The following is a 25,635-nucleotide window of genomic DNA, read 5'->3' on the forward strand; positions in this document are numbered from 1 at the left end:
GGGTGAGGGTGGCCGGCCCGGCGGGGGTCATGGTGTGCGGGTCCGCCGGGTGATCCGGACGAGGTGTTCGGTCTGGGCGTCGACGGACTGGGGTCCGTTGCCGGTCAGCAGGGCGTGCTCGTCGTCCCAGACGACTTTGGCGGAGGCGGGGTTCAGGGTGAGGCTGACGTCGTACCCGGCCGCGTCCAGGGCGACGTCGACGTAGTAGGGCAGGCGGGTGGCTTCGCCGGGCACCTTGGGGTACTGCATCTCCAGCATCATTCGCTCGCCGTGGCGGGGGACCGTGGTGATGCGCGCGCCTTTGAACCCGTGCTGTTCATCGGTCGTGACGGTGCCTTCGTCATCGACGCGGTAGCGCGCGGAGGTCAGCGCGACGGGCGCGTGGCAGATCAGGGAGATCGGCACGGCACTCTCGCGGAGGGTGTGCAGCAGTTCGCCCATCCACGGGTTGTCGTGGAAGTCGACCATCGGCGCGTGTCCGCCCGGCAGGTGGACGAACGTGAGGCCGTCGAAGGAGAAGTCGTCGCTTGGGTCGCGGTGCCGGCGGATCAGGTCGGGGATCGAGTGGTAGTCGTGCTCCGGCAGGCTTTCGAAGCCTGCGACGACCTCGTCCCTGATGGAGGCGGCCTCCCGGTCGGTTCTGGGCAGGGCCTCGGAGACCGGGATGCGTCCGAGGTGTCGCCGTGCAAGGGCCAGTTCGGCGTTACGGCGTTCCAGCAGGGCGGGGTTCTTGTCGCGCAGCGTCTGGGGGCTGGAGTGCTTCGCCGCGCTCTGAATGGTGGTGCGGGCGGTGGCACTGCCCAAGCTGCCTGCCGCGTGGAAGTTGAGGGCCAGGCCGTTGATGTCGAGCTGCGGCGGCTTGCCGTCGGGAGTGGCGAGGACGAAGTCGTAGTCGTCCTCGAACGCGGCCATGACCGCGGCGAGTTCGACCAGGAAGAAGCCGGTGGGGATCCCTGGGTGGCCGGCCGGTCTGCTCAGCGGCAGAGTCCGGGCGGAGGACAGCACGAACAGGGCTTGCGGACGAGGCTTGACGGGACTGGGCACCAGAGGGCCTTTCCTTGTGCTCACGGGTTCTTGCGCTGACGGGGTCGGGGGGTGGCCCGGTACCTTCACAAATATAAGAGACCGCCGGTCTGAACACAAGAGGACGCCGGTCTGTAATCAAGAGACCGTCAGTCTGTAGACTCCGGGAATGACCACCTTCCAGCGGGCGAGGAGCGAGGAACAACGCTTGGCGCGAAGGCAGAGCATCCTGCAGACCGCCGCAGCGATGCTCGCCGAGATGCCGGTCTCCGCGATGAGCCTCAATGAGCTGAGCCGCCGCGTCGGACTCGCCAAGTCCAACGTGCTGCGCTACTTCGAATCACGCGAAGCCGTGCTGCTCGACCTGCTCGACCAGAGCGCCAGTGACTTCCTGACGGAGGCGGGCGAACAGCTCCGCTCACTGGCCGACGCGCGCGACCCTCTGGACGCCAGGATCGAGGCCGCGGCATCCGGGCTGGCCGCGTCCTTCGCTGCCCGGCCGATGCTGTGCGAACTGCTCAGTGCGCAGGCCGGCGTACTGGAGCACAACATCTCCATCGAGGTCGCGACCCGATACAAGGAAGGCGCCCGCGACAGCCTGCTCGGACTGGCCGAGCTGCTGCGGCACCTGTTCCCCGAGCTCGATCGACCGCGCTCCGAACAGGGCGCCAACCTGATCATCGTCTTGATCTGCGGCCTGTGGACCCACACGCACCCCGCGCCCGCGGTGCGCGCCGTCTACGACGCCGACCCGAGCTTCGCCTTCATGGACTCGAACTTCCCGGACGCCCTGCACCAGACGCTGCACGTACTGCTCACGGGCCTCCTCGTCCGTAGGTGACACACTCCGGTGGGCGGTAGTCCCCTGTGAAGTCGGATGCTCGGCCGGGTACGGGCATTCAGGGCGTGGCGGCCGGTACGTCGACCGATACCACGGAGACGGCCAAGGCGAAGTGCCCAGCGGCGGCAAGGCACTTCGCCGCCGCAGTGCTCGGATCGGACTGCCGCTGTGCTTCGTGGAGCGAGAGCAGTCCGGACAGCACGGCCGTATCGGCCGCCTCGTCAAGGATCTGATCCACGGTGAACCCGCCTGCGCTCGCCAGTTCCTGCGCCCGTCGGCCGGCCTGCGCCGGAACGTCCAGCAGTTCGGTGAGGAAGTCGGAGCCGGCGTCTGCCAGAGTGTCGGCCGCACACGGCGTCAGGCGCTCGGCCTCTTCCTTCTCTCCGGTGACGGACGGCGGCCGACGCGCGGCGTCCCGGGCACGTGCTGTGTCCACCCGAGTGCCGGCGGACCGGCAGAGGTCGGCCAGCGGTTCGAGGTGCACGGGGACGTCGGTCTGCGCGGGCCGGGCCTCGGCGACCGGCCCGTACACCTCGCCGGCGGCTTGTGCGCAGTCGCCGATCAGTTCGGTGAGGGCGACGAGCAGCCATGCGTGCCGACGACGGCGGACGAGCGGCTCCGCGCGGTCCGGAGCGGCGTGGATCAACCGAGCCTCAGCGCCTTCATGACACGCAGGCTCACGCTGATGAAAGCCGCGTACTGCTGATCGTCCATGCCCATCGACGGAGCCAGCGGAAGGATCCGCTGCGTGGCGACGGTCTGCGGCTCCGTGTAGTTGAGGATGCCTTCACGGCCGTGCCGACGGCCGAGTCCGGAGTCCTTCATGCCGCCCATCGGCGCCCGGACGCTGCCATGGGCGGATGTGTAGCCTTCGTTGACGTTCACGGTGCCGCTCTGCAGCCGGGCCGCGATGCGTTCACCGCGCCGGGTGTCCTTCGTCCACACGCTGGAGTTGAGGCCGTACGGTGTGGCGTTCACCCGCTCGATCGCCTCGTCCTCGTCGGCGAAGCGGTACACCGATACGACCGGCCCGAAGGTCTCCTCGGCATGGACGGCCATCGTGGGCTTCACGCCGTCCAGGACGGTGGGCTCGTAGAAGAAGGGGCCGATGTCGGGGCGGGGCTTTCCGCCGGCGAGGACGGTGGCTCCCTCTGCGACGGCTTGGTCCACGTGCCGGGACACCGTTTCCCACTGGCGTCGGCCCGCCAGCGAACCCATTCCGACCCCGTAGCTCAGCGATGTGCCGAGGGTGAGCGCTTTTGTGCGCCGGACGAATCGCTCCAAGAACGCAGCGGCGATCGACGAGTGGACGAAGATCCGCTCGGTCGACAGGCACAGCTGGCCGGCCGAGGTGAAGCTCGTGCGCACCGCGCCTTCGGCCGCCTTGTCGAGGTCCGCGTCGGCCAACACGAGCAGGGCGTTCTTGCCGCCCAGTTCGAGTGACGCGCCCACCAGACGGGCCGCCGCCCGGGCTGCGACCTCCCGGCCGGTGCGAACAGAGCCGGTGAACGCGACGTAGTCGGCCTGATCCACGACGGCGGGCCCGACGACCCGGCCGTCGCCGATGACGATCTGCCAGACGTCGGCCGGCAGCCCCGCCTCGATGAGCTGTCGACGCGCCCACAGCGGCGTCAGGGCGCTCTGCGTATCCGGCTTCGTCACGACGGCGTTGCCGGCGACGAGCGCGGGCAGCGCGTCCCCCAGAGAGAGTTCCAGGGGGTAGTTCCAGGGGACGATCTGCCCGACGACGCCTCGCGGGTGGTGCCACTCGGTGACTTTCGTCAGCACCGGATACGCGCCGAGGTGTCGCTGCGGCCGGAGGTATGCGGGGGCCTTGCGCCCGTAGTGCCGGGCCACCACGGCGACTCCCTGCACTTCCTCGTGTGCGTGCAGGCGGGCCTTTCCGGTCTCCACCTGGATCAGGTCCATCGCCTCGGCCTGTTTGTCCAGGAGGATGTCGTGAAATCGGAGAAGCACTGCCGCACGCCTTCGAACCGGGAGCGAGGCCCATTCACGCTGGGCCTCCCGGGCCCTGCTGAACGCCACCTCCACATCGTGGGGTGTCGACTCGGGCAGTTCCGCGACGATCTCGCCCGTCATGGGGGTGTGGCTCACGGTGCGGCCACTGCCCTCCACTCCTCGTGTCAGTCGAGACACCAGGTCAGAGGTCACCACATCGGCCGCCGTCCGACCGCGGTGTGCTGCGACGGGGTTGGCGTCACTGGTGGCGAGGTTGTTGGTTCCGCCGTGCGAGGACATGCGTCTCATCCGTTCTGCGGGATTCGCGGAATGCCGCGAGCAACGGACACCAGGGTTCTGGACCGCGCTGTCAGGAACCGTAAGAACTTGTGGAACGGAATGTCAAGAACGCTTGGGAGGCCTGTAGGCTGGCCCCCATGGGGCGCCCACCAGGATTCGACAAGGACAAGGTCGTACAGGCCGTCGAGCGACAGTTCCGCCGTACCGGATACGCCGGTACCAGCGTCGACGACATCGCCAAGGTCGGCGGGCTGGGCCGCGGCAGCCTCTATGCCGCCTTCGGCGACAAGAGCAAGCTGTATCTGCGGACGCTGGAGGCGTACTGCGACCGCACCGAGGCCGCCTGGGCGGCCGTGCTCGACGGCCCCGACGACACCGCGCTGGAACGGCTGCACACGTATCTCGTGACGTCGGCGCGAACTGTGCACGACGACCCCGACGGGCTCGGTTGCATGGTGACCGGCTTCGTCGTCGAGGGCGTCGACCACGACCCGCAGGCCGGTGCCCGGGTCAGGCAGGCCCTCGGGAGGATCGAGGGTTCGCTGACCGGGTGCGTTCAGGCCGCCCAGCGTCATGGCGACCTCGATCCCGAGGCGGACACCCGGGACGTCGGTCACCTGCTCATGGCGACCAACCGGGGCATGGAGGTGCTGGCCAGGGCCGGGTTCGACGTGGTCGCGCTGGAGCGCGTCGCCGATCAGGCATTCGAAGGGCTCCCGCTGACGGCACAGGCGCGGTCCCGGTCCCGGTCCCAGTCCCGGCAGGCGTCCCGCCCAGCCGTCTCCGACGTTTCCTGAGCGCTCCCCGCACGAAGGTTCCGTTCAGCGTTCTGCGGCGAACGACTCGACGTAGGCCAGGGCCCCGTAGAGCGCATCCCGCAGCGGCGTCGACTCGCCGGCCGCCTGGTCCAGCAGCGCTCCGCCCTGGAACGCGGCGGTGAGCAGGTGGGCGAGCGCGGCCGGGTCGGCCTCCGGCCGCAGTTCGCCGCGCTCGCGCATCTTGCTCAGGCCGCGCTCGAACAGCTTCTGCCACCGCTCGAAGCCGTGAGCCACCGCCTCCTGGTGGGCGGGCTCGGCCTTGACGACCTCGGCGGCCAGGGAGCCGAACGTGCATCCGCCGCGCAGCATGTCCTGCGAGGCGATGTAGGAGTCGGCCCATCGGCGCAGGGCGGCGAAGCTGTCCAGCTCGCCCAGCTCGGGCACCTGGTGGCGGGCGACGATGGTGTCGGCCTGCCACGCGAGCACCGCGCGCACCAGGGACTCCTTCGTGGGGAAGTGGCGCGTCAGCTGTGAGCCGCTGACCCCGGCGGCTTCCCGGATCTGCTCGTTGTTCGTGTTCTGCACGCCGTGTTCGTAGATCAGCTCCGCGGCCGCCCTGACGATTCGTTCGCGTGTGGCCAGGCCCTTGGCGGTCAGCTTCTGGCCCGGCGCTTCGCTGGTGGTGGTCATGGTCACCATCGTACCGCAAAAAAGGGCTTGACAACCCATTCTGTTGGGTGTTCCCTGGGGCAAGTCGAAAAAGGGTTGACAAGCCCATTCTTCTGGGGAGGTGGACGGGATGTCCCCACAGGCTGCACCGCAGGCGGCCCCGACGACACCGTGCACCGGCCCGGCTCCGGCCGTTGCCGAGGTGGGTCACCCGCGCCGCTGGAGCATCATGGCGGTGCTGGGCGCCGTCGCCTTCATGGCGCAGCTCGACTTCTTCGTCGTCAACGTCGCCCTCGACGGGATCGGGCAGTCGTTCCCGGGCAGGGGCGTCGCGGGCGTGTCGTGGGTGTTGTCGGCCTACGCGATCGTCTTCGCCGCCGTGCTGGTGCCCGCGGGCCGGATCGCGGACCAATGGGGCCGCAAGAAGATGCTGCTGTCCGGAGTGGCGCTCTTCACCCTCACCTCCGCAGTCGCGGCCGCGGCACCCAGTCTCGGCGTGCTGGTCGGAGCCCGGGCCGTCCAGGCCGTGGGCGCGGCGATGATCGTGCCGACCTCGCTCGGTCTGCTCTACCCGAGCTTCCCCAAGCGTCAGCACACGCTGGTGGTCGGCCTGTGGGCGGGCGTGGGTGCCGTCGCGGCCTCGGCGGGCCCGCCCGTCGGTGGTCTGCTCGTCACCCTCGACTGGCGGTGGATCTTCCTGATCAACGTTCCCGTAGGCATCGCCACTCTCGTCGCCGGCGCGCTGCTGCTGCCCGAGGTGCGCCAGGCCAAGGGCGCCGCTGTGCCGGACCCGGCTTCCGCCCTCGCTCTGCTGCTGGCCGTGAGCCTGCTGGTGCTCGCCACCGTCCAGGGGCCGGGGTGGGGCTGGACGGACATCCGCACGGTGGCCTTGTTCGCCGCAGCCGCCCTGGCCGCTGCCGCAACCGTGGAGCGCACCCTGCGCGCCAAGGCACCGGTGATCGAAAGGCAGTTGTTCGCAGGCAGGCAGTTCACCGCCGCCACCGTGGCCCTGTTCCTGTTCTCCGCCGGCTTCGCCATCGTCCTGCTCAGCACCGCCCTGTTCATGCAGCAGGTCTGGCACTTCAGCCCGCTGCGCGCAGGCGTCTCCATCGCCCCGGCCCCCCTGGCCTCGATCGCCTTCGCGATGAACGCCGGCCCGATCCAGAGCCGCTTCGGACGCACCGCCCCCGCCGTGACCGGCACCCTGGCCATGGCGCTCGCCGCCGGCTACTGGCTCGCGACCGTGCACACCACCCCCGACTACTGGGGCGCCATGTTCCCGGGTCTGATCCTGGTCGGCCTGGTCGGCGGTCTCGCCCAGGCACCGCTGTTCGCCGCCGCCGGCACGCTCGCACCCGAACGCGCCACCACCGGCAGCGCCGTACTCAACATGAGCCGGCAGATCGGCAGCGCCGTGGGCGTGGCCCTGCTCGTCGCCCTCACCCCGCAGGCCACGACCACCGGGTTCGACCACGCCTGGTGGGTCCAGGTCGGCGCCGGCCTCGCCGCGGCCGCCGCACTGCTCGCCCTCCGGCCCCGCCGCACACCCTGACCACGGGGCTGCCGCCACTCAAAAACCCGTCAACTCCCCTTCGAACAACGGAGATCACCACCATGGAACGCAACCTCCTCGTCATCGGCGCCACCGGCAAGACCGGCGGCCACACCACCGAACTCCTGCTCCAGCGCGGGCACCGCGTTCGCGCGCTCGTCCGCGGCCTCGACCGGCGCGCCGAGCGGCTCGCCGCCCTCGGAGCCGACGTCGTGGAAGGCGACGTCCTCGACCTGGACTCGCTGGCCCGGGCGACCAAGGGGATCGACGCCCTGTACTTCACCTATCCGATCGGCTCCGGCCTGATGGACGCCACCGCGAACGTGGCACAGGCAGCGGAGGAGAACGGGGTCCAGGCGATCGTGAACATGTCGCAGGTGTCCGCCCGCCGCGACACCGCCAGCAACGCGGCACGCCAGCACTGGGTCGCCGAACGCCTCCTGGACCACTCCCCGGTCCCCGTCACCCACATCCGGCCGACCTTCTTCGCCCAGTGGCTGATCGACACCTGGGCCGACGGAACCGGCGAACTGCGCCTGCCGTTCGGCGACGGACGCCACGCCCCCATCGCGGAGAGCGACCAGGCGAAGGTGATCGCGGCCATCCTGGAGGACCCCGCCCCGCACGCCGGCCAGATCTACCCGCTGTACGGAGCCGAGGAACTCGACCACTACGAGATCGCCGCGAAGATGTCCCGGGCGCTGGACCGTGACGTCACCTACGTGCCCATCGAACTCGACGAGTTCGCCGCCATCCTGCACGGGCGCGGCGCGCCGGACCACCTGGTCCAGCACCTGCTCGCCGTGGCCGTCGACTACCGCAACGGCGTCTTCGCCGGCACCAACGACCTGGTGAAGACGATCGGCGGCGACGACCCCCTCGACGTCGAGGGCTTCATCGCCCGGAACCGCCCGGCCTTCGACCTGCCCACCACTGCCTGAACACTGCACTGGAGAACACCATGAGCGTCTGGTTCATCACTGGATCGTCCCGGGGCTTCGGCCTGGAGATCACCCGTGCCGCCCTCGCAGCCGGCCACCAGGTGGTCGCGACCGCGCGGAAGGCCGAAACCGTCCGCCAGCAGTTCCCCGACGCCGGCGACGCACTGCTCACCGCGGCGCTGGACGTGACCGACCCGCAGAGCATCCAAGCGGCCGTCGACACGGCGGTCGAGCGGTTCGGCCGGATCGACGTCCTGGTCAACAACGCGGGCAGCGGACTGCTCGCCGCCGTCGAGGAGTCCGACGACGCGGCGGTCCGCGCGGTGTACGAGACCAATGTGTTCGGTCCGCTCGCCGTGCAACGCGCCGTACTGCCGGTGCTGCGCCGCCAGCGCTCCGGCCACGTGATCAACATCAGCTCCATCGTGGGCTTCGCGACCGCGCCGGGCTGGGGCATCTACGCCTCCACGAAGTTCGCCGTCGAGGGCTTCACCGAGACCCTCCACACCGAACTGGCCCCCCTCGGCATCCACGTCACGCTCGTGGAACCGGGCTTCTTCCGCACCGACTTCCTCGACCCGGCCAGCCTGCACACCGGCCCCGACGCGATCGACGACTACGCGCCCACCGTCGGCGCGATGCGTACGGCCGCCGCGAGCCTGAACCACGCCCAGCCCGGCGACCCGGTCAAGGCCGCCCGCGCCATCGTCGAGCTGGCCGCCGCCCCCGAGCCGCCCCTGCGCCTCCCGCTGGGAGCCGACACCCTGCAGGCCTTCGACGCCAAGCTGGACACCTTCCGCAAGGAGATGGACGCCTGGCGGCACGTCGCCCTCTCCACCGACCACGACTAGGAGGTTCCCGTGACCACACAACAACCGTCCGCACAACAACCGTCCGCCATAGCAGGCCACTACCGGCAGGGCGACTTGCGCCGAAAGATCGACGAAGCGCTCGACCGCCGCTACCCGGGGCGGACCGCGCTCACCACCGACGACCTCCACGCCGTGGACGAGTTCCACACCGGCGGCCATCCGGCGACGCGAGAACTGGCCGCACACCTGGACCTGAGCGCGGGCCTGCGTGTCCTGGACGTGGGAAGCGGCCTGGGCGGCCCGGCCCGGCATCTGGCCCAGCACGCGGGCGCCGATGTCACCGGCGTGGACCTGACCGAGGAGTACGTCGACGTCGCGCGCCGGCTCACCGATCGGGTGGGCCTCGCCGACCGGGTCCGCTTCCAGCAGGGGGACGTGACCGCGCTGCCCTTTCCCCGGGCGAGCTTCGACCGGGCCTGGATGCTGCACGTGGGCATGAACATCGAGGACAAGGCCCGCCTGTTCACCGAGATCAGCCGCGTCCTGACCGACAACGGGCTCTTCATCGTCTACGACGTCATGCTCCTCGGCGATCCCACGCTCGTCAGTTACCCACTGCCGTGGGCCGCGGAGCCCGAACACAGCTTCCTGGCCCGCCCCGAGGAATATCGCTCGCTGCTGCGCAAGGCCGGTTTCGACATCGTCGCCGAGTACGATCACCGCTCGCAGGCCGCCCAGTTGCTTCGTGACGCGGGCGACGCGCACCGCCACCCTGCGGGTGGGGACACACCTCCGGCCCCGATCAACGTGGCGATGGGCGCCGACGCATCGACCAAGGTCGCAAAGGCGCTCCAGAACATCGAGGAAGGTCTCCTTGCTCCGACCGAGCTGGTCTGCCGCCTCCGCTGACCTCACGAGGACCGCACCCGGATCGGCGATCCGGGTAGCGCCTCGGGTATGCCGAGCGGCATACTCTGAGACATGGCAGACACCAGTCTCAAGATCGACGACGAGACGCGGGACCTCTTCAAGGCCTTGGCCGACGAACGCGGCATGTCCATGAAGGAGTACCTCGCCGACCTCGCCCGGCGGGAGGAAACGGCGCGCCGCCTGGAAACGGCAACCGCGGCCTTCCGGCGCGTCATCAATGAACCCGGCCTCGTGGAAACCTTCGACGCGGAGTTCGGCGGACTTCCGACGGCAGCGCGCGACACCTCGCGGGCGGCCTGACCTGTGCCTGGTCCCGAACTGCACGTCGACTACCGGTGGTTTTTGGAGCGTCAGGAAGAGCTCCTCCCGGACGACCTGACCGTGAACGACTTCTCTGTCCTCGTCGGCATGGCCGCCCGTCACCGGGTCGACCCGCCCCGGCACGACCAGCACCCTGATGCCTGCTGGCGGGCTGCCGTGTTTCTGGAGGAGTGCGTTCTGCTACGCCCTCTCCCCGCCCGCAACGAACTGTTCGGCTACGGCGTCGCCATCGCCTACCTGGAGGCCTCCGGGCAACGGGTCGACACGAAGTTCGAGCTGTGGCGAGAGCTGATCTACGACATCCGCGCCCTGCGCGTGGACTCCTATGAAGTCGCCGAGCGTCTGCGTTCCTGGCGCAGCACCGGCTGAACAGGACGGGATGGGACGGGCCGGCAGGAGGAGGGGCCGGACTTCGGTGTGACGGTGCTCGACGCGGTGTCGCCCGCCTTGTTGAAGCTGGCGGGGGACACCCTGGCCACGTTGTCGAGCTTGCCGATGGCCGTCACGACCTGCTCGGCGGCCGCCTCGGGGCGGCGCTGTCCTTGCGTGAGGAAGTGCGGTGGGGCCGTCAGACGCCGGTGAGCCTGCGGGAGGCGTCCATGAGTCGCTGGGTGGTCGTGGCGTCGAGGGTGATCTGGGTGCGCTGTTCGAAGCGGCCGGGCTTGCTCCAGTAGACGGGCGTCTGCCAGTCGTCGCGTCGGGTGGCCTCGACCACGTTGCGGGCGGAGGTCTCGACGGCGTCGAAGAGGACGGGGCCGAGGACCTTGGCGGCGGCCCGCATGTACCGGGGGGCGATGCGCAGGATGTCGGTCTTGGCGGCGCCGGCGTTGACCACACCGGCGACGAGGCCGGGTTCGGTGCGGGTGAGGTGGGCGGCGTAGTGGTGGTTGGCGAGCTGGATCGGCTCCCGGTCGTGGCGGAAGTCGAACGGCGCGAACTCGGGGAACCGGGCGAAGTCGGCGTCGTCGGTCGGCGGCACCGCCGCGGTCATCATCAGCACGACCGGCCGCTCGGCGTGGCGCAGGGCGGGCAGCAGGAGCTGGGTGAGGTGGTAGCGGCTGAGGTAGTTGACCGCGAAGAACGGGTGGAGCCCGTCGGCCGTGCGGCTCTCCTGGGAGGTGAACACGCCGGTGGTGTGAACGAGGGCGTCGAGGCGGTCGTGCTGGTCGACGATGCGGCCGGCGGCGTCGCGGACGCCGTCGTGGGTGGACAGGTCGGCGGCGAGGAAGGACGCCCGGTCGGCGTCGGCGCCGAAGGAGGCCAGGGCGGCCGCGGCCTTGTTCGGGTCACGGCCGAGCAGGACGAGCCGGTGGCCGTCGGCGAGGAGGTCGCGGGCGGCCTGCAGGCCTATGCCGCTGTTGCCACCGGCGATGAGGATGGTCTTCATGATGCTCCCAGGGAGGGGACGGGCGGTCGCCGGTCGGTGACAGCGCGAGTGGGCGGCGCCCGTCGTCGGTGTGCTGGCGTCAGGCGTCGATGAAGTGCGCGCCCTGGTGCCTGGCCGCGGGTGGTGTGGGGTCGTGGCCTCGTGGGCGGTCCCCGTCGATCGGGTGAATGCGCGTGCCGGCGGGTCAGTCCCCGTCGATCGGCGCCTTGGCGGCGGGCGCGGCGGGTGGGCCCCAGTCCGTGGGGCACGGGGCGCGGAGGGCGCCGAGGATGCGCTGGGAGGCGGCGCCGAGCTGCCGCTGCTGTGCTTTGGTCAGCGGGTCGAAGACCAGGCGGCGCACCGCCTCGACGTGGTAGGGGGCCGCTGCGTCGACCTTGTCCTGGCCTTCGTCGGTGAGGGTGGCCAGGGTGGCGCGGCCGTCGGAGGGGTCGGGGTGGCGGCGTACCCATCCGCGCTTCTCCAGACGGATGACCACGTTGGACAGCCTCGTGAGCGTGCTTCCGGCGTACTGGGCGACCTCGCTCATCCGCAGGGTCCGTTCCGGTGCCATCGACAGCGCGGACATCACCACGTAGTCGAACTGCGCGATGCCCGCGTCCCGCTGCATCTGCGCCTCCAGCGCGGCCGGCAGCTGGGTCAGCACATAGGCGAATGCGTACCACTGCTGCTGCTCGTCGGCGTCGAGCCAATGCGGTTCGGTGGTCTCCCGTTCCTGTTCCATGCCCTCAACATACTCCAAGCGTGGATCAAATCGCCAAGTGAGTCACTCTTAGCTTGAAGTAATCTTGCGTGATGGTCAGTCCAACCTTGGAGTTTCTGGAGGGAGCGGCGGCCGGATCGAGCAGTTTTCGAGAAGCGTCGGTGACCCGGCCGCCCCTACCGTCGAAGACGTGAACTCCATCGACGTGAACTCCATCGACTTCGTCACCCTTGAGGTGGCCGACCCCGCGGCCGCCGCCCGCTTCTACTCCGCCGCCTTCGGGCTGGACTCGTCGCATGTGCGCCTGCGAGCCTCCGAAGCCCCGACGACCGGCTTCCGCGGTTTCACCCTGTCGCTCGTGGTGTCCCAGCCGGGCAATGTCGACGCCGTCGTCGGCGCTGCGCTCGACGCCGGCGCCACCGTCCTCAAGCCCGCCTCGAAGTCGTTGTGGGGCTACGGCGGCGTCGTTCAGGCCCCGGACGGCACGATCTGGAAGATCGCGACGTCGGCGAGGAAGGACACGGGCCCGGTCACCCGGGACGTCGACGAGCTCGTACTCCTGTTGGGCGTCGAGGACGTGAAGGCCTGCAAGCAGTTCTATGTCGAGCGGGGCCTCACTGTGGGCAAGAGCTTCGGCGGCAAGTACGTAGAGTTCGCCACCGGGTCGGGCCCCGTGAAACTGGCTCTGTACAAGCGCCGCGCTCTTGCCAAGGACGCGGGTGTCTCCGCCGACGGCACCGGATCGCACCGGCTCGTGCTCGCCGGCGCCGCCGGCCCGTTCAGCGACCCGGACGGGTTCGTCTGGGAAGCCACGGCCCCTTGATCGCCGCTGTCGCCGCTGGATCAGTCCGACCGGTGATCGTCCGCCGGGTCAGGGCGTCCGGTCGAGGAGTGCACGGTCGGGGACTGCAGGGAGTCGAGCCATTGCAGGAGGCGGGTGCCCTGGCGGGTCATGAGGTCCGGGTCGCGCAAGGCGTTGGCCAGCAGCGACATGCCCTGATAGGCGGAGACGAGGGTGACGGCGAGGTCGTCCGGGTCGGGCAGGCCCAGGGCGCGGAACTGGTCTGCGCTCCACGCCAGCAGCCGCCGGATCACCGTGCCGGCCTCCGCGTCGAGGGTTCCGTCGGCGCGTTTGTCGAGTTCGACGGCCAGCGTGCCGGTGGGGCAGCCGTAGCGGGCGGCGACCTCACGCTGGTCGACCCAGCCCTCGATCAGGGCCTTGAGCCGGTCGCGCGCGTCGGGCAACCGGTCCAGCAGGCCGGTGAGTTCGTCGAGGTGTGAGCTGTGCTCGGAGAGGGCGGCCAGCACCAGGTCGTCTTTGGTCTTGAAGTAGTAATAGACGTTCCCGACGGGAACGTCGGCCGCGCGCGCGATGTCGGCGAGGGTGGTGCGCTCGACGCCCTGTTCGTGCAGGACCCGGGCCGCCTCGGTCGTGAGTCGTCGGCGCTTGTCGGCCGCCCGCGCCCTGGGCTTCACTGAGTCAGTCACCCAACTAACTATAGACGGGCCCCGGTGTGCCCGTGCTACGGTCCTTCTAAGTCAGCCGACTAACTAACTTACGGAGTCGCAATGATCGTGGTGACTGGCGCAACCGGCAACATCGGACGGACCTTGGTGCCCCTGCTGGCCGAGGCGGGAGAGGACGTCGTGGCCGTCTCGCGACGGCCTGGGTCCGACGGGCTCCCGGCCGGGGTCGGGCGCGCCCAGGCCGACATCGGGAACAGTGTGAGCATGCGGCCCGTCCTCGACGGTGCCGACGCCTTATTCCTCCTGCTGGGCGGCGAGCTCAACGGCCACGGCGAAAGCCCGAATGCCCTTCTCGAGACGGCCCTGGACGCCGGGGTCAAGCGGATCGTCCTGCTCTCCTCCCAGCTCAACTCCACCCGACCCGAGGCGCTCTCCCACACCCGGCTGCGCGAGTTCGAGTCCGCCGTCCGCGCGTCCGGAGCGGACTTCACGATCCTGCGCCCCGGCGGCTTCGCTTCCAACGCCTTCGCCTGGGCCGAGTCGGTGCGCACGAAACGCACGGTCTTCGCTCCGTTCGGCGACGTCGCCCTGCCGGTCGTCGACCCGGCCGACATCGCCGCGGTCGCCGCCGAGGCATTGCGCGCAGACGGGCACACGGGCCGTACCTACGAACTGACCGGGCCCGAGGCCATCAGCCCGCGCCGGCAGACTGCGGCGATCTCCCGGGCCCTGGGCGAGGACGTGACCTTCGTGGAGCTGTCCCGCGATGAGGCCCACGTCCACATGGCGCAGTTCATGCCCGAAGAGGTCATCGGCGGCACCCTGGACGTTCTCGGCGTCCCGCTGTCGGCCGAGCAGGCCATCAGTCCCGATGTCCAGAACGTCCTCGGTCGGCCGTCCAATTCCTTCGACGAGTGGGTCGCGCGGAACCTGCCGGCCTTCCGGTAGAGCCCCCGCTCGGGGCGCGCGGAAACAACGCGCGCCCCAGTCGGCCACGGCTCAGATGCTTGAAGGCGACGGCCGGCGCGAATCCCGTACCGAGCTCTTCCCGCGAGGGCGCGCCCTCTGGCGACCCGCCTCAACTGCTCCTAGGATTCGAGGACTTCGCGCCCGGAGGCCGGTCCGCTTCTTCGGTGCCGAGCCGTGGGCCGCCCGTACCAGGAAGGCTCAGCCTTGCAGCGCATACCCGCACGACGTGGCCTGATCACCGTGGCCGCCCTCGGTCTCGCCCTCACCTCCGCCCCCGCCGTCGCCCACGCGCAGGACACCGCGGACACGAACGCCCCGGTCAAGGTGACCTTGACCGTCCAGGGACCGGACGGCCTGCTCTTCAAGGGGAAGATCAGGACGAAGGGGCATGACGTGACCACCGCCACGGGCGGCACCCACAGATGTGACGGGACCAACGGGGGCGCCAACCCCACCGCCGTCCCCACCCCGACGGCCGCACTCGACGACGCGGCCCGTAAGCGGCACTTCACCTGGGACGGCACCTGGTACCCGTCCTTCGACGACTACTCGGTCGACACGATCAAGGGCGTCGACGGAGGCGGGGTCGCCTACTGGAACATCTCGGTCAACGGTACGTCCACGCCGGTCGGCGGCTGCCAGTTCAAGCTGAACGCCGGGGACAAGGTGGCCTTCACCTGGACGGCATTCTGACCGGTCGGACCGATCCGACTGGTCAGACAGGTCCGTCGGGACGGCGGGCAGCAGGGACACGACGCGCATGCCGCGACCCTGCGACCCCGTCGCCGCCGTCAGGCGCCCCGGCGCACCGCGATCGTGTCGCCGACCCCCACGGTCGTCTCCCGCGCGGCGATGGTGAAGGCCGAGCCGTCGATGCTGACCTTCCAGGTGTTCGCGCCGCTGTTCGCCGTGCCGTTGAGGGAGGTGACGGCGCCCGTGCCGGACGACGGGGTCACGGCGGTCACGCAGCCCGACGGGGTGGCCGCGCTCAGGGCCGCGTCGAGGACCGCGCCCAGCGTGGTGGTCGAGCCGGTCGGGGTGAGGGCGACCGAGCACACCTTCAGGGCGCCGGTCCCGTCGTCCACCGTCAGGGCCAGCTTCGTCGCCGTACCGGAGGTGAGGGAGGACTCGCCCACCCACTGCGGAGCACCCGCGGTGACCGGGACGGGTGGCGCGGAGGTGAAGCCGCCGCCCGCGACCGCGCGCAGTCCGTCGACGGAGGCGTACGCCGACGGGCTGGTGTCACCGGGCAGGTACTTGAAGCCGCCGCCCGGGTTGAACTGCTGCGCGATCAGGAAGTCGACCGGGGTCTTGCCCTGGGAGGTGAGGAAGTCGCCGGTCTGCGGGTTGATTCCGCAGGCGTTGAGGCCGGAGACGGCCCAGCCGTTGGAGTCGGTGTTGACGCCGAACAGGGCGTTGAAGGCCCCGCTGCTCGCGACCAGCTTGCTCTTGAGGAACGCTTTGGCCTGCACGATGTCGATGTCCGTGTTCGGTACGCCCGAGACGCACAACGCCGCCATCGCGGCCCCGGTCATGTCGATGTCGCTCGCCGCCGCCAGCTGGGTCGCGTTGCCCTCGGCCTTGCTGTAGTTCCAGCCGCCGTCGTTGTGCTGGTTGGCGCGCAGCCGGGTGATGATCGCGTCGCGCAGGGCCTGCGGGACGCGGACCTGGCCCGCCGTCGTCCTCGCGCCGTTCAGCGCGAGCGCGGCGAACACCGTGCCGTTGAAATTGGCCGACGGGCCGAAGTAGCCGCTCTCGGCCGTCTGCCAGTAGCCGTAGACGTCGGCGATCAGGTTGCGGGAGGCGGAGACGCGGGCCGGGTCGATGCCGGCGGCGTAGGCGTTGAGGGCGGCGCGTTCGTAGTCGGTGACGACGGGGGAGGCGGACGGCCAGCCGCTCGTGGAGAGAAGGTTGCGGTAGACGGTTCTGGCGTTCTTGCTCGTGTCGCCGCCGGGCGTGACATCCACCGCGGCGGTGCCGGCGGCGGCGAAGGCGCTGAACGCCCACTCGTTGGACAGCCCCGGCCCGGCGTACGAACCGTCCGCCGCCTGGAGGGACTTGAGGTAGGTGACGCCGTTCGTCTTCGAGGTGGCGATCTGGGCCGGGGTGGCGGTCGCCACGGCCGGCAGTGCGGTCAGGGCGAACGCACCGAGTGCGGCGAGGACCGTGACGGCGCAACGACGGGACATCTGAAGGGACATGGCCTGCTCCTGGGACGCGTGGATCAGCTTGAAGGTGCTGCACCGTTCGGGCATTCGGGCTCGGCACGGCCTCCGCCGTCCCACACCGCTGCGCGTCAGCCCCGGACTCCCACCGGGTTCCCCCACTCGGCAGTGCGGGACGGTACCCGACCGGCACACCCGTGGCCAGGGGACCTCCGTCAACTCTCCCGGCCACCTGTGGAGCGGCTTGACGCTCTCTGTGAACCATGTTCAAATCCGGCTGATACGCAAGGAGTTCCAGGGGAAGCCGGTCGAAACCCGGCGCTGACCCGCAACCGTAGGCCCGGCACCGCCGGGCGAGCCGGAATGCCTGGAGCGTTCAACAGCGAGCGTTCAACAGCAACAGACGCCGTCGCGGACTACGGCGTGGTGCGATCAACTCTCGTACGCGGGGAACTCCCTTGCGCCGCGAGGGCCCTCAGCCACGTTTCCGTCCCGCGCCGGACAGGGGACGGAGGAGGGCCGCGGTGCGCACCGAAGAGCGAAAAGACAGGTTGACGGGCACAAGACCCGCTCCCTGGACGGCACTTGCCGCGGCCCTCCTGGTGCTGATGGCCGCCTGCGTGACGTTCCTCACCACGACCGCCCCGGCGGCAGCCGACCCGGTCGGTGACTGCACCGCGACCGAGGGCGCGATCGTCGCCGTCGACTTCGGGCCGTTCGGCGGCACGGTGCAACGCGGCTGCGACACCACCCCCGCCACCGGCTACGAGCTGCTCCACGAGGGCGGCTTCACGACCACCGGCACGCAGCACGACGGCCCCGGCTTCATCTGCCGTATCGGCAAGGGCACTTCGGGCACGCAGTATCCGACCGCGGACAAGGAGTCCTGCGTCCTGACCTCGCCCGCCACCGCCTACTGGTCGTACTGGATCGCCTCGCCGGGCCAGGACGAGTGGACCTACAGCCAGTACGGCGCCATGGACCGCAAGCTGACGGACGGCGACGTCGACGCCTGGGTCTACGGCGGCACGGACGTCGGCGGCAGCACGGGCAAGCCCGCCTTCGGCCCGGACGACGTCCGCGCCGGCGGCACCGGCACCCCCGACCCGGGCGGCACGCCCACCGGCGCACCCGGCCAGGTCGACCTGACCGCTGCAGCCGCCTGGCTCAAGGGCCGCCTCACCGACGGCGAACGCATCGTCGACGACGGCGCCGACACCCCCAACCACCTGCTGACCACCGAGACCGCGTACGCCCTTGCCGCCACCGAAGGCAAGAGCGCCGTCCTCGACAAGGTCGTCGCCTTCCTCGCTGCCCATACCGGCGACCACGCGTACCCGAACGGCGCCGACCAGGCCCCCGACGCGACAGCCGCGGCCCGTCTGGCCCTCGTCGCGGAGATCACCGAGCAGGATCCGCATGCCTTCGGCGGCCACGACCTCGTCGGAGACCTGACGAAGAACGTGTGCACGGCGGGCCCCGAATCCGGTGAGCCGACCCCCGGATGCACCGCCAAGGGCGACTTCCGGGGCGCCACGTACACCGACGGCCAGGCACTGTCCGTACTGGCACTGCTGCGCGCCGGGGCGACGCCACCGACCGCCGCCGTGGATCGCCTCACCCGACTCCAGTGCAACGACGGCGGGATCACCGGCATCCTCATCCGCCCCGGCGAGTACTGCGACGGCGACCCCGCGACCACCGGGCTCGTCGCCCTGGTACTGCACAAGGCGGGCGGCCACGACGACGCCGTGACGAAGGCCCGCACCTACCTGACGAAGTCCCAGCGCCAGGACGGCGCCTTCTCCGGCTACACAGGATCCACCACCGGCAACGTGTACGCGACCGCCTGTGCCGCCCAGGCGTTGCGCGCCCTCGGCGACACAAACCGCGCGGACGCGGCCGTGGGCTGGCTTTCGCGGCAGCAGCTCGACGGCGGCGGCTTCGGCTTCGAGGAGGGCGCCACCGATCCGGCCGTGTACCCGACCCCGGCCGCCGTCCTCGCGGGCGCCGGCACCAGCCTGGTCACCCTGACCACGAAGAAGACGGACCCGACCGGACCGCCCACCACACCCACCCCCACGCCGACCCCTTACGACGGCCCCGACCTGAAGAAGGGCGTCTCCTACCTCACCAGCACCGCCAACCTCAAGCAGGGCCAGTACTACACCGCCGGACCCGGGACGGTCCGCGCCGACTTCGGCCTGACCATCGACGGCGCCTACGCGCTCGCCGCCACCGGCCTGGACAACGCCAAGCTGCGCGGCATCGTCGACTTCCTCGACCACGGCGGCAAGGACGGCGAGGCCCGCACCGTCGACGACTGGACCGGCATCGGCACCGCCTACGCCGCGGGCGGCTCCCTCGGCAAGCTCGCGCTGCTCGCCGAGTCCGTCGGCCGCGACCCGCGCGACTTCGCCGGCCACGACCTCATCGGCGCACTCGACAAGGCCGTATGCACGAAGGCGAGCACGTCCCCCGACCGTTCCTGCGCCGCCAAGGGCGCCTACACCTACGCGCCCTCGGTGTTCTCCCAATCCCTCGCCGTCATCGCGCAGTTGCGCGCGGGGGAGAAGGCGGCGGAGCCGCTCGCCTATCTGGCGAGCCTTCAGCAGGCCGGCGGGGCCTGGCCGAGTCTGATCCCCGCCACGGACGACTCCGACGTCGACTCCACCGCCATCGCCGCCATGGCCCTCGACCTGGCCGGCGGCGACGCGACCGACAAGGCCGTGGACAAGGCTCTTGCATGGCTCGCCGGCAAGCAGTTGCCGGACGGCGGCTTCCCGGGCGCGGCGGGCGACTCCGTCAACTCGGCCGCCCTCGCCGTCCAGGGCCTGTCGCTGGACGCCGTCACATACGCCGAGGAGATCGGCAAGGCGCGGAAGTTCCTGGCCTCGCAGCAGAATTCCGACGGTGGGTTCAACGTGGCCAAGGAGGGCCAGCGAGGCTCCGACCTGCGGGCGTCCACCCAGGCGGTCGGCGGTTCGACCGGCATCTCCTTCGCCGAGCTGGAGCGGAGTCTCGCGGGTACCTCACCGCAGCCGACGCCGACGCCGACGTCCACGCAGAGTCCGAGCGGCAGCGCGCCGGACATCGTCACCCCCGGTGACACGAGTGGCGGTGGAGACGGCGACGGAGGCGGTGGCGCTCTGGCCTCCACCGGCGCCCAGGCCGGAGCCCTCGCCGCAATCGCCGCGCTGCTGGTGCTCGCGGGATGGCGCACGGTCGTCGTGACCCGCCGCAGGGCCGACGCGGGGAGCCGACGATGATCCTCGCACCCCTGCTGCGTACGGCGGGCGCGCTCGGCGTGACGGCTGCCGCCCTCGCCGCGACCACCGCCCCGGCCGCAGCCGCCCCGCAGCCCATGGGCCGCTGCACGACCTCCACGGGTGTGGTGCTCGCCGTCGACTTCAGCTACTGGGGCGGCCCGATCTACCGCTCCTGCGGGACCACCCCGACCACCGGCTACGAGCTGCTCAACCAGGGCGGCTGGCGCACCACCGGCACCGGACACGACGGCCCGGCGTTCATCTGCCGTATCGGCTACAGCGGTCACCGGAGCGGCCAGCAGTATCCGACCGCCGCCGAGGACGACTGTGTCCTCACGCCTCCCGCCTCCGCCTACTGGTCGTACTGGCACGCCGATCCGGGTGCGAACGACTGGAGCTACAGCCAACTCGGCGCGATGCTCTACAAGCCCAGGCCGGGCAGCGTCGACCTGTGGATCTTCGGCGGCACCGACATCGAGGGCACCGAGGGACGGCCGAGGGTCACCCCCGACCAGCTGCGCGCCCACAACACCCGCCCGCAAGGAGAGGCGGGAGAGCCCGCCTCCACCGACAAGGCCCCCGCGCCGCCGCCGGATGCCGACACCGGCCCGGCCCCCGAGCAGCCGAAGACCACGTCCCCGAAGCCGCAGCCGCAGCCGACGAAGCCCAAGCCGAGCACATCACCTTCGCCGACACCCAGCCCGGCGACCGGCGCCGCGAGAACCCCGTCGGCCGTCGCGCCGCCCCGCTCCAGCCCCACCGTCGTCGACGCCGCCCCCGCCGCCGACGCCCGGCACGACGCCGGCTCGATCACGCCCGTGGTCACCGGTGCCGCGCTCGTCCTGCTGATCGGCGGTGCGGCGGTGTTCGTGGCGCGCCGACGCCGTCGTACCGAGTGATCGCGATGGCCCGTACGACCGTGAAGGCGCCCACCACCGGGCCCGGCCCGGCACCGGACTCGGGCGGGCGGCGGCTGCCGCGCATCCTGCACCCGATGGCCTGGTGGGTGTGGGCCCTGGCCCTGGCCACCGCCGTCAGCCGCACCAATAATCCGCTGCTGCTGTTCCTCGTCCTCGCCGTCCTCGGGTACGTCGTCACCGCGCGCCGCACGGAGGCGCCCTGGGCGCGCGGCTTCAAGTACTACCTGTACCTGGCCCTGACGGTCGTGGCGATCCGCGTCGTCTTCCGCGCCGTCTTCGCCACCGGCATCACCCCACGCGACCACTTCCTGTTCTCCCTCCCGCGCCTCCCCACCCCCGACTGGTACGCGGGCATCGAGATCGGCGGTCCGGTCTCCCTGGAGGCGCTGCTGTCGGCTGCGACGGACGGGCTGCGGCTGGCGTGCATGCTGTGCTGCATCGGCGCCGCCAACACACTCGCCAACCCCAAGCGCGCGCTGCGCGTTCTGCCCGGAGCCCTGTACGAACTCGGCGTCGCCGTCACGGTCGCGATCAGCGTGGCGCCCCAGCTCGTGCAGAGCGTGCAACGCGTCGCCAGGGCAAGGAAGTTGCGCGCCGGACGGACACAGGGCATGAAGGCACTGCGCGGCATCGTGGTCCCGGTCCTGGAGGACGCCCTGGAACGCTCACTGCGACTGGCCGCCGCCATGGACTCCCGGGGCTACGGCCGCGCGGGCACCGCCACCCGCAACTCCCGCCGGATCACGGGTGCGTTGATGCTGCTGGGCATGTGCGGCCTGTGCGCCGGAGCGTACGGGCTGCTGGACGCGACCGCGCCCGCCTTCCTGGGCCTGCCCGCCATGGGACTGGGCGCGGCGCTGTGCGTGGCGGGCCTGCGACTGGGCGGCCGGCGCGTCACCCGTACCACCTACCGCCCAGACCCCTGGCGCCTGCCCGAGTGGGCGGTCGCCGGCAGCGGGGTCCTGTCCGCCGTCCTGCTCCTGAGCAACCTCGGCTACGACCCCGCCCAGCTCAACCCCACCTTCTACCCGCTCACCTGGCCCGACCTGCCGCTCGTGCCGACCGCCGCGATCCTCCTCGCCGGCACGGCAGGCTTTGTCGCACCCCCACCTGGAGCACCGTGATCACCTTCGACCAGGTCACCATCCAGTACGACGACGCGCCCGAACCCGCCCTCCGCGACGCGGACTTCACGGTGGACGAGGGCGAACTCTGCCTCGTCGTCGGACACACGGGCGTCGGCAAGTCCACGCTCCTCGGCGCGGTCAACGGGCTGGTGCCGCACTTCACCGGCGGCACACTGTACGGCCGGGTCACCGTCGACGGCCGCGACACCGCCCACCACCCGCCCCGCGAGCTCGCCGACGTCGTCGGAGTGGTCGGCCAAGACCCGATCGACGGCTTCGTCACCGACACCGTGGAGGAGGAACTCGCCTACGCCATGGAACAGTTGGCGGTACCACCGGCCACCATGCGCAAGCGCGTCGAGGAGACCCTCGACCTGCTCGGTCTCGCCGACCTGCGCCACCGCGCCCTGTACGAACTCTCCGGCGGCCAGCAGCAGCGCGTCGCGATCGGCTCCGTCCTCACGGCCCACCCCCGGGTCCTGGTCCTCGACGAACCGACCTCCGCACTCGACCCGACGGCCGCCGAGGAGGTCCTCGCCGCCGTCACCCGGCTCGTCCACGACCTCGGCGTCACCGTCCTCATGGCCGAGCACCGTCTCGAACGCGTCGTCCAGTACGCAGACCGCGTTCTCCACCTGCCCGGCGACGGCCACGCCCGCATCGGCGCACCCTCCGACATCCTCCGTACGTCCACGATCGCCCCGCCGATCGTGGAGCTGGGCCGCGCCGCGGGCTGGTCTCCTCTCCCGCTGTCCATCCGCGATGCCCGCCGCACCGCCGCACCCCTGCGAGCACGATTGGCCGACCGTGCCCCGGCTCCCGTCCGCCCGTACCCGCCAGGGGACCGCCCGTACCCGCCGGAGGACCGCCCGCGCCTGCTCACCGCACGGGGCGTCACCGTCACCTACAAGAGCGTTCCGGCGGTCCGGGAAGTCGACCTCGATCTGCACGCGGGCGAGGTGACGGCCCTGATGGGCCGCAACGGCTCCGGCAAGTCCTCCCTCCTGTGGGCTCTGCAGGGTTCCGGCCCGCGCCGCGCCGGGACGGTGGGCGTCGCGGGCGTCGATCCCCACACGGTGTCCGCCGCCCGAGCCCGCACTCTCGTCGGCCTGGTGCCCCAGACCCCCGCCGATCTGCTCTATCTGGAAAGCGTCAAACAGGAACTCGACCAGGCCGACAAGGAATCAGGTACGGAGCACAGCGCTCGCGCGATCCTGGACCGGCTCGCGCCCGGCATCGACGACGCCACGCATCCCCGCGACCTGTCGGAAGGGCAGAAGCTCGCCCTCGTCCTGGCCGTCCAGCTGTCGGCCGCACCGAGGGTGGTGTTCCTGGACGAACCGACCCGTGGTCTGGACTACCGGGCGAAGACCGCCCTGATCGGCATCGTCGACGCCCTCGCGGCCGAGGGCAGGGCCGTCGTGATCTCCACGCACGATGTGGAGTTCGTCGCCCGGGCCGCCGACCGCGTGGTCGTGATGGCGGAGGGGGACATCGTCGCCGACGGGCCGACCACCGACGTCATCGTCTCCTCACCCGTCTTCGCGCCGCAGACGGCGAAGATCCTCGCCCCGCTCTCGTTTCTGACGGTCGGACAGGTCATGGACGCCTTGCCGACGGCGAGCGGCGAGGGGACGGCCCTGTGACGTCACGCGCGACCGCGGCCATCCGCCTCACCTCTCGTGTCGCCATCGTGATGACACTGGCCGCCTTCCTCGGACTGGTGGCGTTCTTCTGGCCGTTCGTCGTCGCCCCGGGCACCTTCGGCTCCAACTACGCACCCCCGATCGTCTTCGGTGTCCTGCTCCTGCTCGTCCTGTGCGTCGTACTGTCCGAGATCGCCGAGGGCGGCATCGACTCCAAGGCACTGGCCATGCTCGGCGTCCTGTCCGCCGTCAACGCCGCCCTGCGCCCCCTCGGCGCCGGAACCGCCGGCATCGAGACCGTCTTCTTCGTCCTCGTCCTCGCCGGACGCGTCTACGGCCCCGGGTTCGGCTTCACCCTCGGCTGCACCTCGCTGTTCGCCTCCGCGCTCATCACCGGCGGGGTCGGCCCCTGGATGCCGTACCAGATGTTCGGATGCGCGTTCGTAGGCATGTTCGCCGGGTTCCTCCCCCGGGCGAGCGGCCGCCGCGAGGTACTCATGCTGGCCGTCTACGGCTCGCTCTCCGGCTACCTGTTCGGCTTCCTCCTCAACCTCTCCTTCTGGCCGTTCTCCGTCGACCCGAACAGCTCCCTCGCCTATCTGCCCGGCCTGCCCTTCACCGAGCAGTGGCAGCGCTACATCGCCTTCGACATCGCCACCTCGCTGGGCTGGGACACCGGCCGTGCCGTCACCAACTTCGTGTGCATCCTGCTGGCCGGACCGGCGGTCCTGACCACCTTCCGACGGGCGGCCCGCAGGGCCCGTTTCCGCGCCCCGGTGCGCTTCGCCGCAACTCGACCGGCTGCGTCCGAACCGCGCTGACCAGCGTCAGGTCGGCGTTGCCGTGCTGACGTCCGGGCGCAGGAGGCCTGCTTCCATGCAGCGGGTGCGCAACGCGCCGATGACGGAGCCGCGGCGCTGGGCGCGCTGCCCAGCAGCGCCACCCGCGGCCGCGCCGCGCACGACGACCATGCGGTCGGCCACGGCAGTACGCTGCTGCGACGCGGGTGCCCGTTCTTCGCGGCCGCCGCCGAGGGAAAGGCCGTGATCGGTGGGGTGAACTGAGCGGCCCGGCCTACAGCTGCCACCACCAGGCTTCGAGATCGTGGTGATCGGCGAACTCCACAGGGACGGCGTAGGGCGACCGTTGCGCGATGGGCAGGGCCCCGGTGCGGCGGACCACGGCGCGCAGATCCTGCACGGCAGGCATTTCGGCGAGTTCGGTGACGTCGAAGGGACAGCCTGCGGGGCCGCGGAGCAGAGTGTCGCAGCCGAACGCGTACCACATGCCGATGAGTTCGTGGTCCTGTTCCTGCTCCGCGGCGACGGCGACCTCGCGGACCACTTCGATCAGCGGGGTCCGGCGGGGTGGGGCGGCGTCGGGACCGTGGAGCTCACCGGCGGCGGCCATGCGCCGCCACAGCTCGGTGCCGGCGTAGCAGTAGAGGAACGGGGGGTCGACGTAGCCGTCCTCGAGCCAGGACTCGTAGCCGGCGAAGTCGGGGGACTCCTCGTCGAACGTGCGCAGCCCGGTGAACTCTGTCAGCGCGTCGAAGTACCCGGACCTTTCGGCGTGGTCGGGGTGACGGTCGACCGGGAACCGGTATGTGTAGCCGCGGCGCAGCAGGACGTCCATCACGCGGAAGTGTGTGAACGAGCAGTCGTAGCCGCTCTGGAAGTCGTACAGGGTCGCGAACCAGTCGCGGACGCGCGGGTCGTGCGGCTCGGTGTGGCCGTCCAGGACGATGACCGAGTCCGCGACCAGGTCCTCGATCTCATGCTCGGACATCGGATTCTCCTTGCTTCGAACGACGGGCCGGTCAACCGCGCATGCCCGCATCCAACCAGCCCCCACTGACACTCTGGTGGGAGTCCTCGGT

At 70.8% G+C, this 25,635-nt stretch carries 26 protein-coding genes; 16 read left to right on the forward strand and 10 right to left on the reverse strand.

Features of this window, described 5'->3' with window-relative positions:
- Positions 1 to 27: 27 nt before the first annotated feature.
- Positions 28 to 1,044: a hypothetical protein gene (locus tag ACWD4O_RS39385; protein ID WP_451287733.1), complete on the reverse strand. Its 1,017-nt coding sequence runs from the start codon at positions 1,042 to 1,044 to the stop codon at positions 28 to 30.
- Positions 1,045 to 1,192: 148 nt separating this feature from the next.
- Between ACWD4O_RS39385 and ACWD4O_RS39390 the strand changes: the two genes are divergently transcribed.
- Entirely contained in the window at positions 1,193 to 1,864 is a 672-nt protein-coding gene (locus ACWD4O_RS39390) for a TetR family transcriptional regulator (RefSeq protein ID WP_451287734.1), read from the forward strand.
- A gap of 58 nt (positions 1,865 to 1,922) precedes the next feature.
- Here ACWD4O_RS39390 and ACWD4O_RS39395 read toward each other — a convergent pair whose 3' ends face one another.
- Entirely contained in the window at positions 1,923 to 2,510 is a 588-nt protein-coding gene (locus ACWD4O_RS39395) for a hypothetical protein (RefSeq protein WP_451287735.1), read from the reverse strand.
- Positions 2,507 to 4,132: a succinic semialdehyde dehydrogenase gene (locus tag ACWD4O_RS39400; RefSeq protein ID WP_451287736.1), complete on the reverse strand. Its 1,626-nt coding sequence runs from the start codon at positions 4,130 to 4,132 to the stop codon at positions 2,507 to 2,509. The genes ACWD4O_RS39395 and ACWD4O_RS39400 overlap by 4 nt, the downstream gene beginning before the upstream one ends.
- Before the next feature lie 128 nt (positions 4,133 to 4,260).
- On the opposite strand from ACWD4O_RS39400, the gene ACWD4O_RS39405 reads away from it, so the two are divergent.
- Positions 4,261 to 4,920: a TetR/AcrR family transcriptional regulator gene (locus ACWD4O_RS39405; RefSeq protein WP_451287738.1), complete on the forward strand. Its 660-nt coding sequence runs from the start codon at positions 4,261 to 4,263 to the stop codon at positions 4,918 to 4,920.
- A gap of 24 nt (positions 4,921 to 4,944) precedes the next feature.
- On the opposite strand, the gene ACWD4O_RS39410 is transcribed toward ACWD4O_RS39405, so the two are convergent.
- On the reverse strand, positions 4,945 to 5,571 hold the full coding sequence (locus tag ACWD4O_RS39410) for a TetR/AcrR family transcriptional regulator (protein ID WP_451287739.1): 627 nt from the start codon (positions 5,569 to 5,571) through the stop codon (positions 4,945 to 4,947).
- 109 nt (positions 5,572 to 5,680) lie between these two features.
- Between ACWD4O_RS39410 and ACWD4O_RS39415 the strand changes: the two genes are divergently transcribed.
- From ACWD4O_RS39415 to ACWD4O_RS39440, 6 genes are all read left to right on the forward strand, one after another.
- Entirely contained in the window at positions 5,681 to 7,102 is a 1,422-nt protein-coding gene (locus ACWD4O_RS39415) for an MFS transporter (protein ID WP_451287741.1), read from the forward strand.
- A 62-nt stretch (positions 7,103 to 7,164) separates the two neighbouring features.
- Positions 7,165 to 8,043, forward strand: coding sequence for an NmrA family NAD(P)-binding protein (locus ACWD4O_RS39420; RefSeq protein WP_451287742.1), 879 nt, complete (start codon positions 7,165 to 7,167; stop codon positions 8,041 to 8,043).
- Positions 8,044 to 8,063: 20 nt separating this feature from the next.
- Entirely contained in the window at positions 8,064 to 8,894 is an 831-nt protein-coding gene (locus ACWD4O_RS39425; protein ID WP_451287744.1) for an oxidoreductase, read from the forward strand.
- A 9-nt stretch (positions 8,895 to 8,903) separates the two neighbouring features.
- Positions 8,904 to 9,764: an SAM-dependent methyltransferase gene (locus ACWD4O_RS39430; protein WP_451287746.1), complete on the forward strand. Its 861-nt coding sequence runs from the start codon at positions 8,904 to 8,906 to the stop codon at positions 9,762 to 9,764.
- Positions 9,765 to 9,836: 72 nt separating this feature from the next.
- Positions 9,837 to 10,085, forward strand: a complete 249-nt coding sequence (locus ACWD4O_RS39435) for an antitoxin MazE7 (protein ID WP_451287747.1) — start codon at positions 9,837 to 9,839, stop codon at positions 10,083 to 10,085.
- Positions 10,086 to 10,166: 81 nt separating this feature from the next.
- Positions 10,167 to 10,475, forward strand: coding sequence for a toxin Doc (locus tag ACWD4O_RS39440; protein WP_451287749.1), 309 nt, complete (start codon positions 10,167 to 10,169; stop codon positions 10,473 to 10,475).
- Positions 10,476 to 10,674: 199 nt separating this feature from the next.
- Here ACWD4O_RS39440 and ACWD4O_RS39445 read toward each other — a convergent pair whose 3' ends face one another.
- Positions 10,675 to 11,493, reverse strand: a complete 819-nt coding sequence (locus tag ACWD4O_RS39445; RefSeq protein ID WP_451287751.1) for an SDR family NAD(P)-dependent oxidoreductase — start codon at positions 11,491 to 11,493, stop codon at positions 10,675 to 10,677.
- Between the two features lie 184 nt (positions 11,494 to 11,677).
- Positions 11,678 to 12,214, reverse strand: coding sequence for a MarR family winged helix-turn-helix transcriptional regulator (locus ACWD4O_RS39450; protein WP_451287753.1), 537 nt, complete (start codon positions 12,212 to 12,214; stop codon positions 11,678 to 11,680).
- A 184-nt stretch (positions 12,215 to 12,398) separates the two neighbouring features.
- Here ACWD4O_RS39450 and ACWD4O_RS39455 point away from each other — a divergent pair, with 184 nt between their 5' ends.
- Complete coding sequence (locus tag ACWD4O_RS39455) at positions 12,399 to 13,016, forward strand: VOC family protein (protein WP_451287798.1); 618 nt, start codon at positions 12,399 to 12,401, stop codon at positions 13,014 to 13,016.
- A gap of 20 nt (positions 13,017 to 13,036) precedes the next feature.
- Here ACWD4O_RS39455 and ACWD4O_RS39460 read toward each other — a convergent pair whose 3' ends face one another.
- Positions 13,037 to 13,681: a TetR/AcrR family transcriptional regulator gene (locus tag ACWD4O_RS39460; RefSeq protein ID WP_451287755.1), complete on the reverse strand. Its 645-nt coding sequence runs from the start codon at positions 13,679 to 13,681 to the stop codon at positions 13,037 to 13,039.
- An 81-nt stretch (positions 13,682 to 13,762) separates the two neighbouring features.
- On the opposite strand from ACWD4O_RS39460, the gene ACWD4O_RS39465 reads away from it, so the two are divergent.
- Positions 13,763 to 14,608 (forward strand): SDR family oxidoreductase, encoded by an 846-nt coding sequence (locus ACWD4O_RS39465; RefSeq protein ID WP_451287757.1) that lies wholly within the window; start codon positions 13,763 to 13,765, stop codon positions 14,606 to 14,608.
- Between the two features lie 225 nt (positions 14,609 to 14,833).
- Positions 14,834 to 15,322 (forward strand): DUF4430 domain-containing protein, encoded by a 489-nt coding sequence (locus tag ACWD4O_RS39470; protein ID WP_451287759.1) that lies wholly within the window; start codon positions 14,834 to 14,836, stop codon positions 15,320 to 15,322.
- A 98-nt stretch (positions 15,323 to 15,420) separates the two neighbouring features.
- On the opposite strand, the gene ACWD4O_RS39475 is transcribed toward ACWD4O_RS39470, so the two are convergent.
- Positions 15,421 to 16,830, reverse strand: coding sequence for a hypothetical protein (locus ACWD4O_RS39475; protein ID WP_451287761.1), 1,410 nt, complete (start codon positions 16,828 to 16,830; stop codon positions 15,421 to 15,423).
- Positions 16,831 to 17,402: 572 nt separating this feature from the next.
- On the opposite strand from ACWD4O_RS39475, the gene ACWD4O_RS39480 reads away from it, so the two are divergent.
- From ACWD4O_RS39480 to ACWD4O_RS39500, 5 genes are read left to right on the forward strand one after another with little or no spacing between them, the layout of a single operon-like run.
- Positions 17,403 to 20,063: a prenyltransferase/squalene oxidase repeat-containing protein gene (locus ACWD4O_RS39480; RefSeq protein WP_451287799.1), complete on the forward strand. Its 2,661-nt coding sequence runs from the start codon at positions 17,403 to 17,405 to the stop codon at positions 20,061 to 20,063.
- Positions 20,060 to 20,962 carry a hypothetical protein gene (locus ACWD4O_RS39485; RefSeq protein WP_451287763.1) on the forward strand — a complete coding sequence of 301 codons (903 nt, stop codon included), beginning with the start codon at positions 20,060 to 20,062 and terminating at the stop codon, positions 20,960 to 20,962. Before ACWD4O_RS39480 ends, ACWD4O_RS39485 begins: the two co-directional genes overlap by 4 nt.
- Before the next feature lie 5 nt (positions 20,963 to 20,967).
- Complete coding sequence (locus ACWD4O_RS39490) at positions 20,968 to 22,107, forward strand: energy-coupling factor transporter transmembrane component T (RefSeq protein ID WP_451287765.1); 1,140 nt, start codon at positions 20,968 to 20,970, stop codon at positions 22,105 to 22,107.
- Positions 22,104 to 23,756 (forward strand): ABC transporter ATP-binding protein, encoded by a 1,653-nt coding sequence (locus ACWD4O_RS39495; protein ID WP_451287767.1) that lies wholly within the window; start codon positions 22,104 to 22,106, stop codon positions 23,754 to 23,756. The genes ACWD4O_RS39490 and ACWD4O_RS39495 overlap by 4 nt, the downstream gene beginning before the upstream one ends.
- 50 nt (positions 23,757 to 23,806) lie before the next feature.
- The gene (locus tag ACWD4O_RS39500; RefSeq protein WP_451287801.1) at positions 23,807 to 24,577 is read left to right on the forward strand and encodes an ECF transporter S component; all 771 of its coding nucleotides are present in this window, start codon (positions 23,807 to 23,809) and stop codon (positions 24,575 to 24,577) included.
- Between the two features lie 6 nt (positions 24,578 to 24,583).
- On the opposite strand, the gene ACWD4O_RS39505 is transcribed toward ACWD4O_RS39500, so the two are convergent.
- Together ACWD4O_RS39505 and ACWD4O_RS39510 are read right to left on the reverse strand one after the other, a co-directional pair.
- Positions 24,584 to 24,739: a hypothetical protein gene (locus tag ACWD4O_RS39505; RefSeq protein ID WP_451287769.1), complete on the reverse strand. Its 156-nt coding sequence runs from the start codon at positions 24,737 to 24,739 to the stop codon at positions 24,584 to 24,586.
- Between the two features lie 91 nt (positions 24,740 to 24,830).
- Positions 24,831 to 25,544: a hypothetical protein gene (locus ACWD4O_RS39510; protein ID WP_451287771.1), complete on the reverse strand. Its 714-nt coding sequence runs from the start codon at positions 25,542 to 25,544 to the stop codon at positions 24,831 to 24,833.
- Positions 25,545 to 25,635 lie beyond the last annotated feature (91 nt).

The sequence above is a fragment of the Streptomyces sp. NPDC002623 genome (assembly GCF_053592635.1).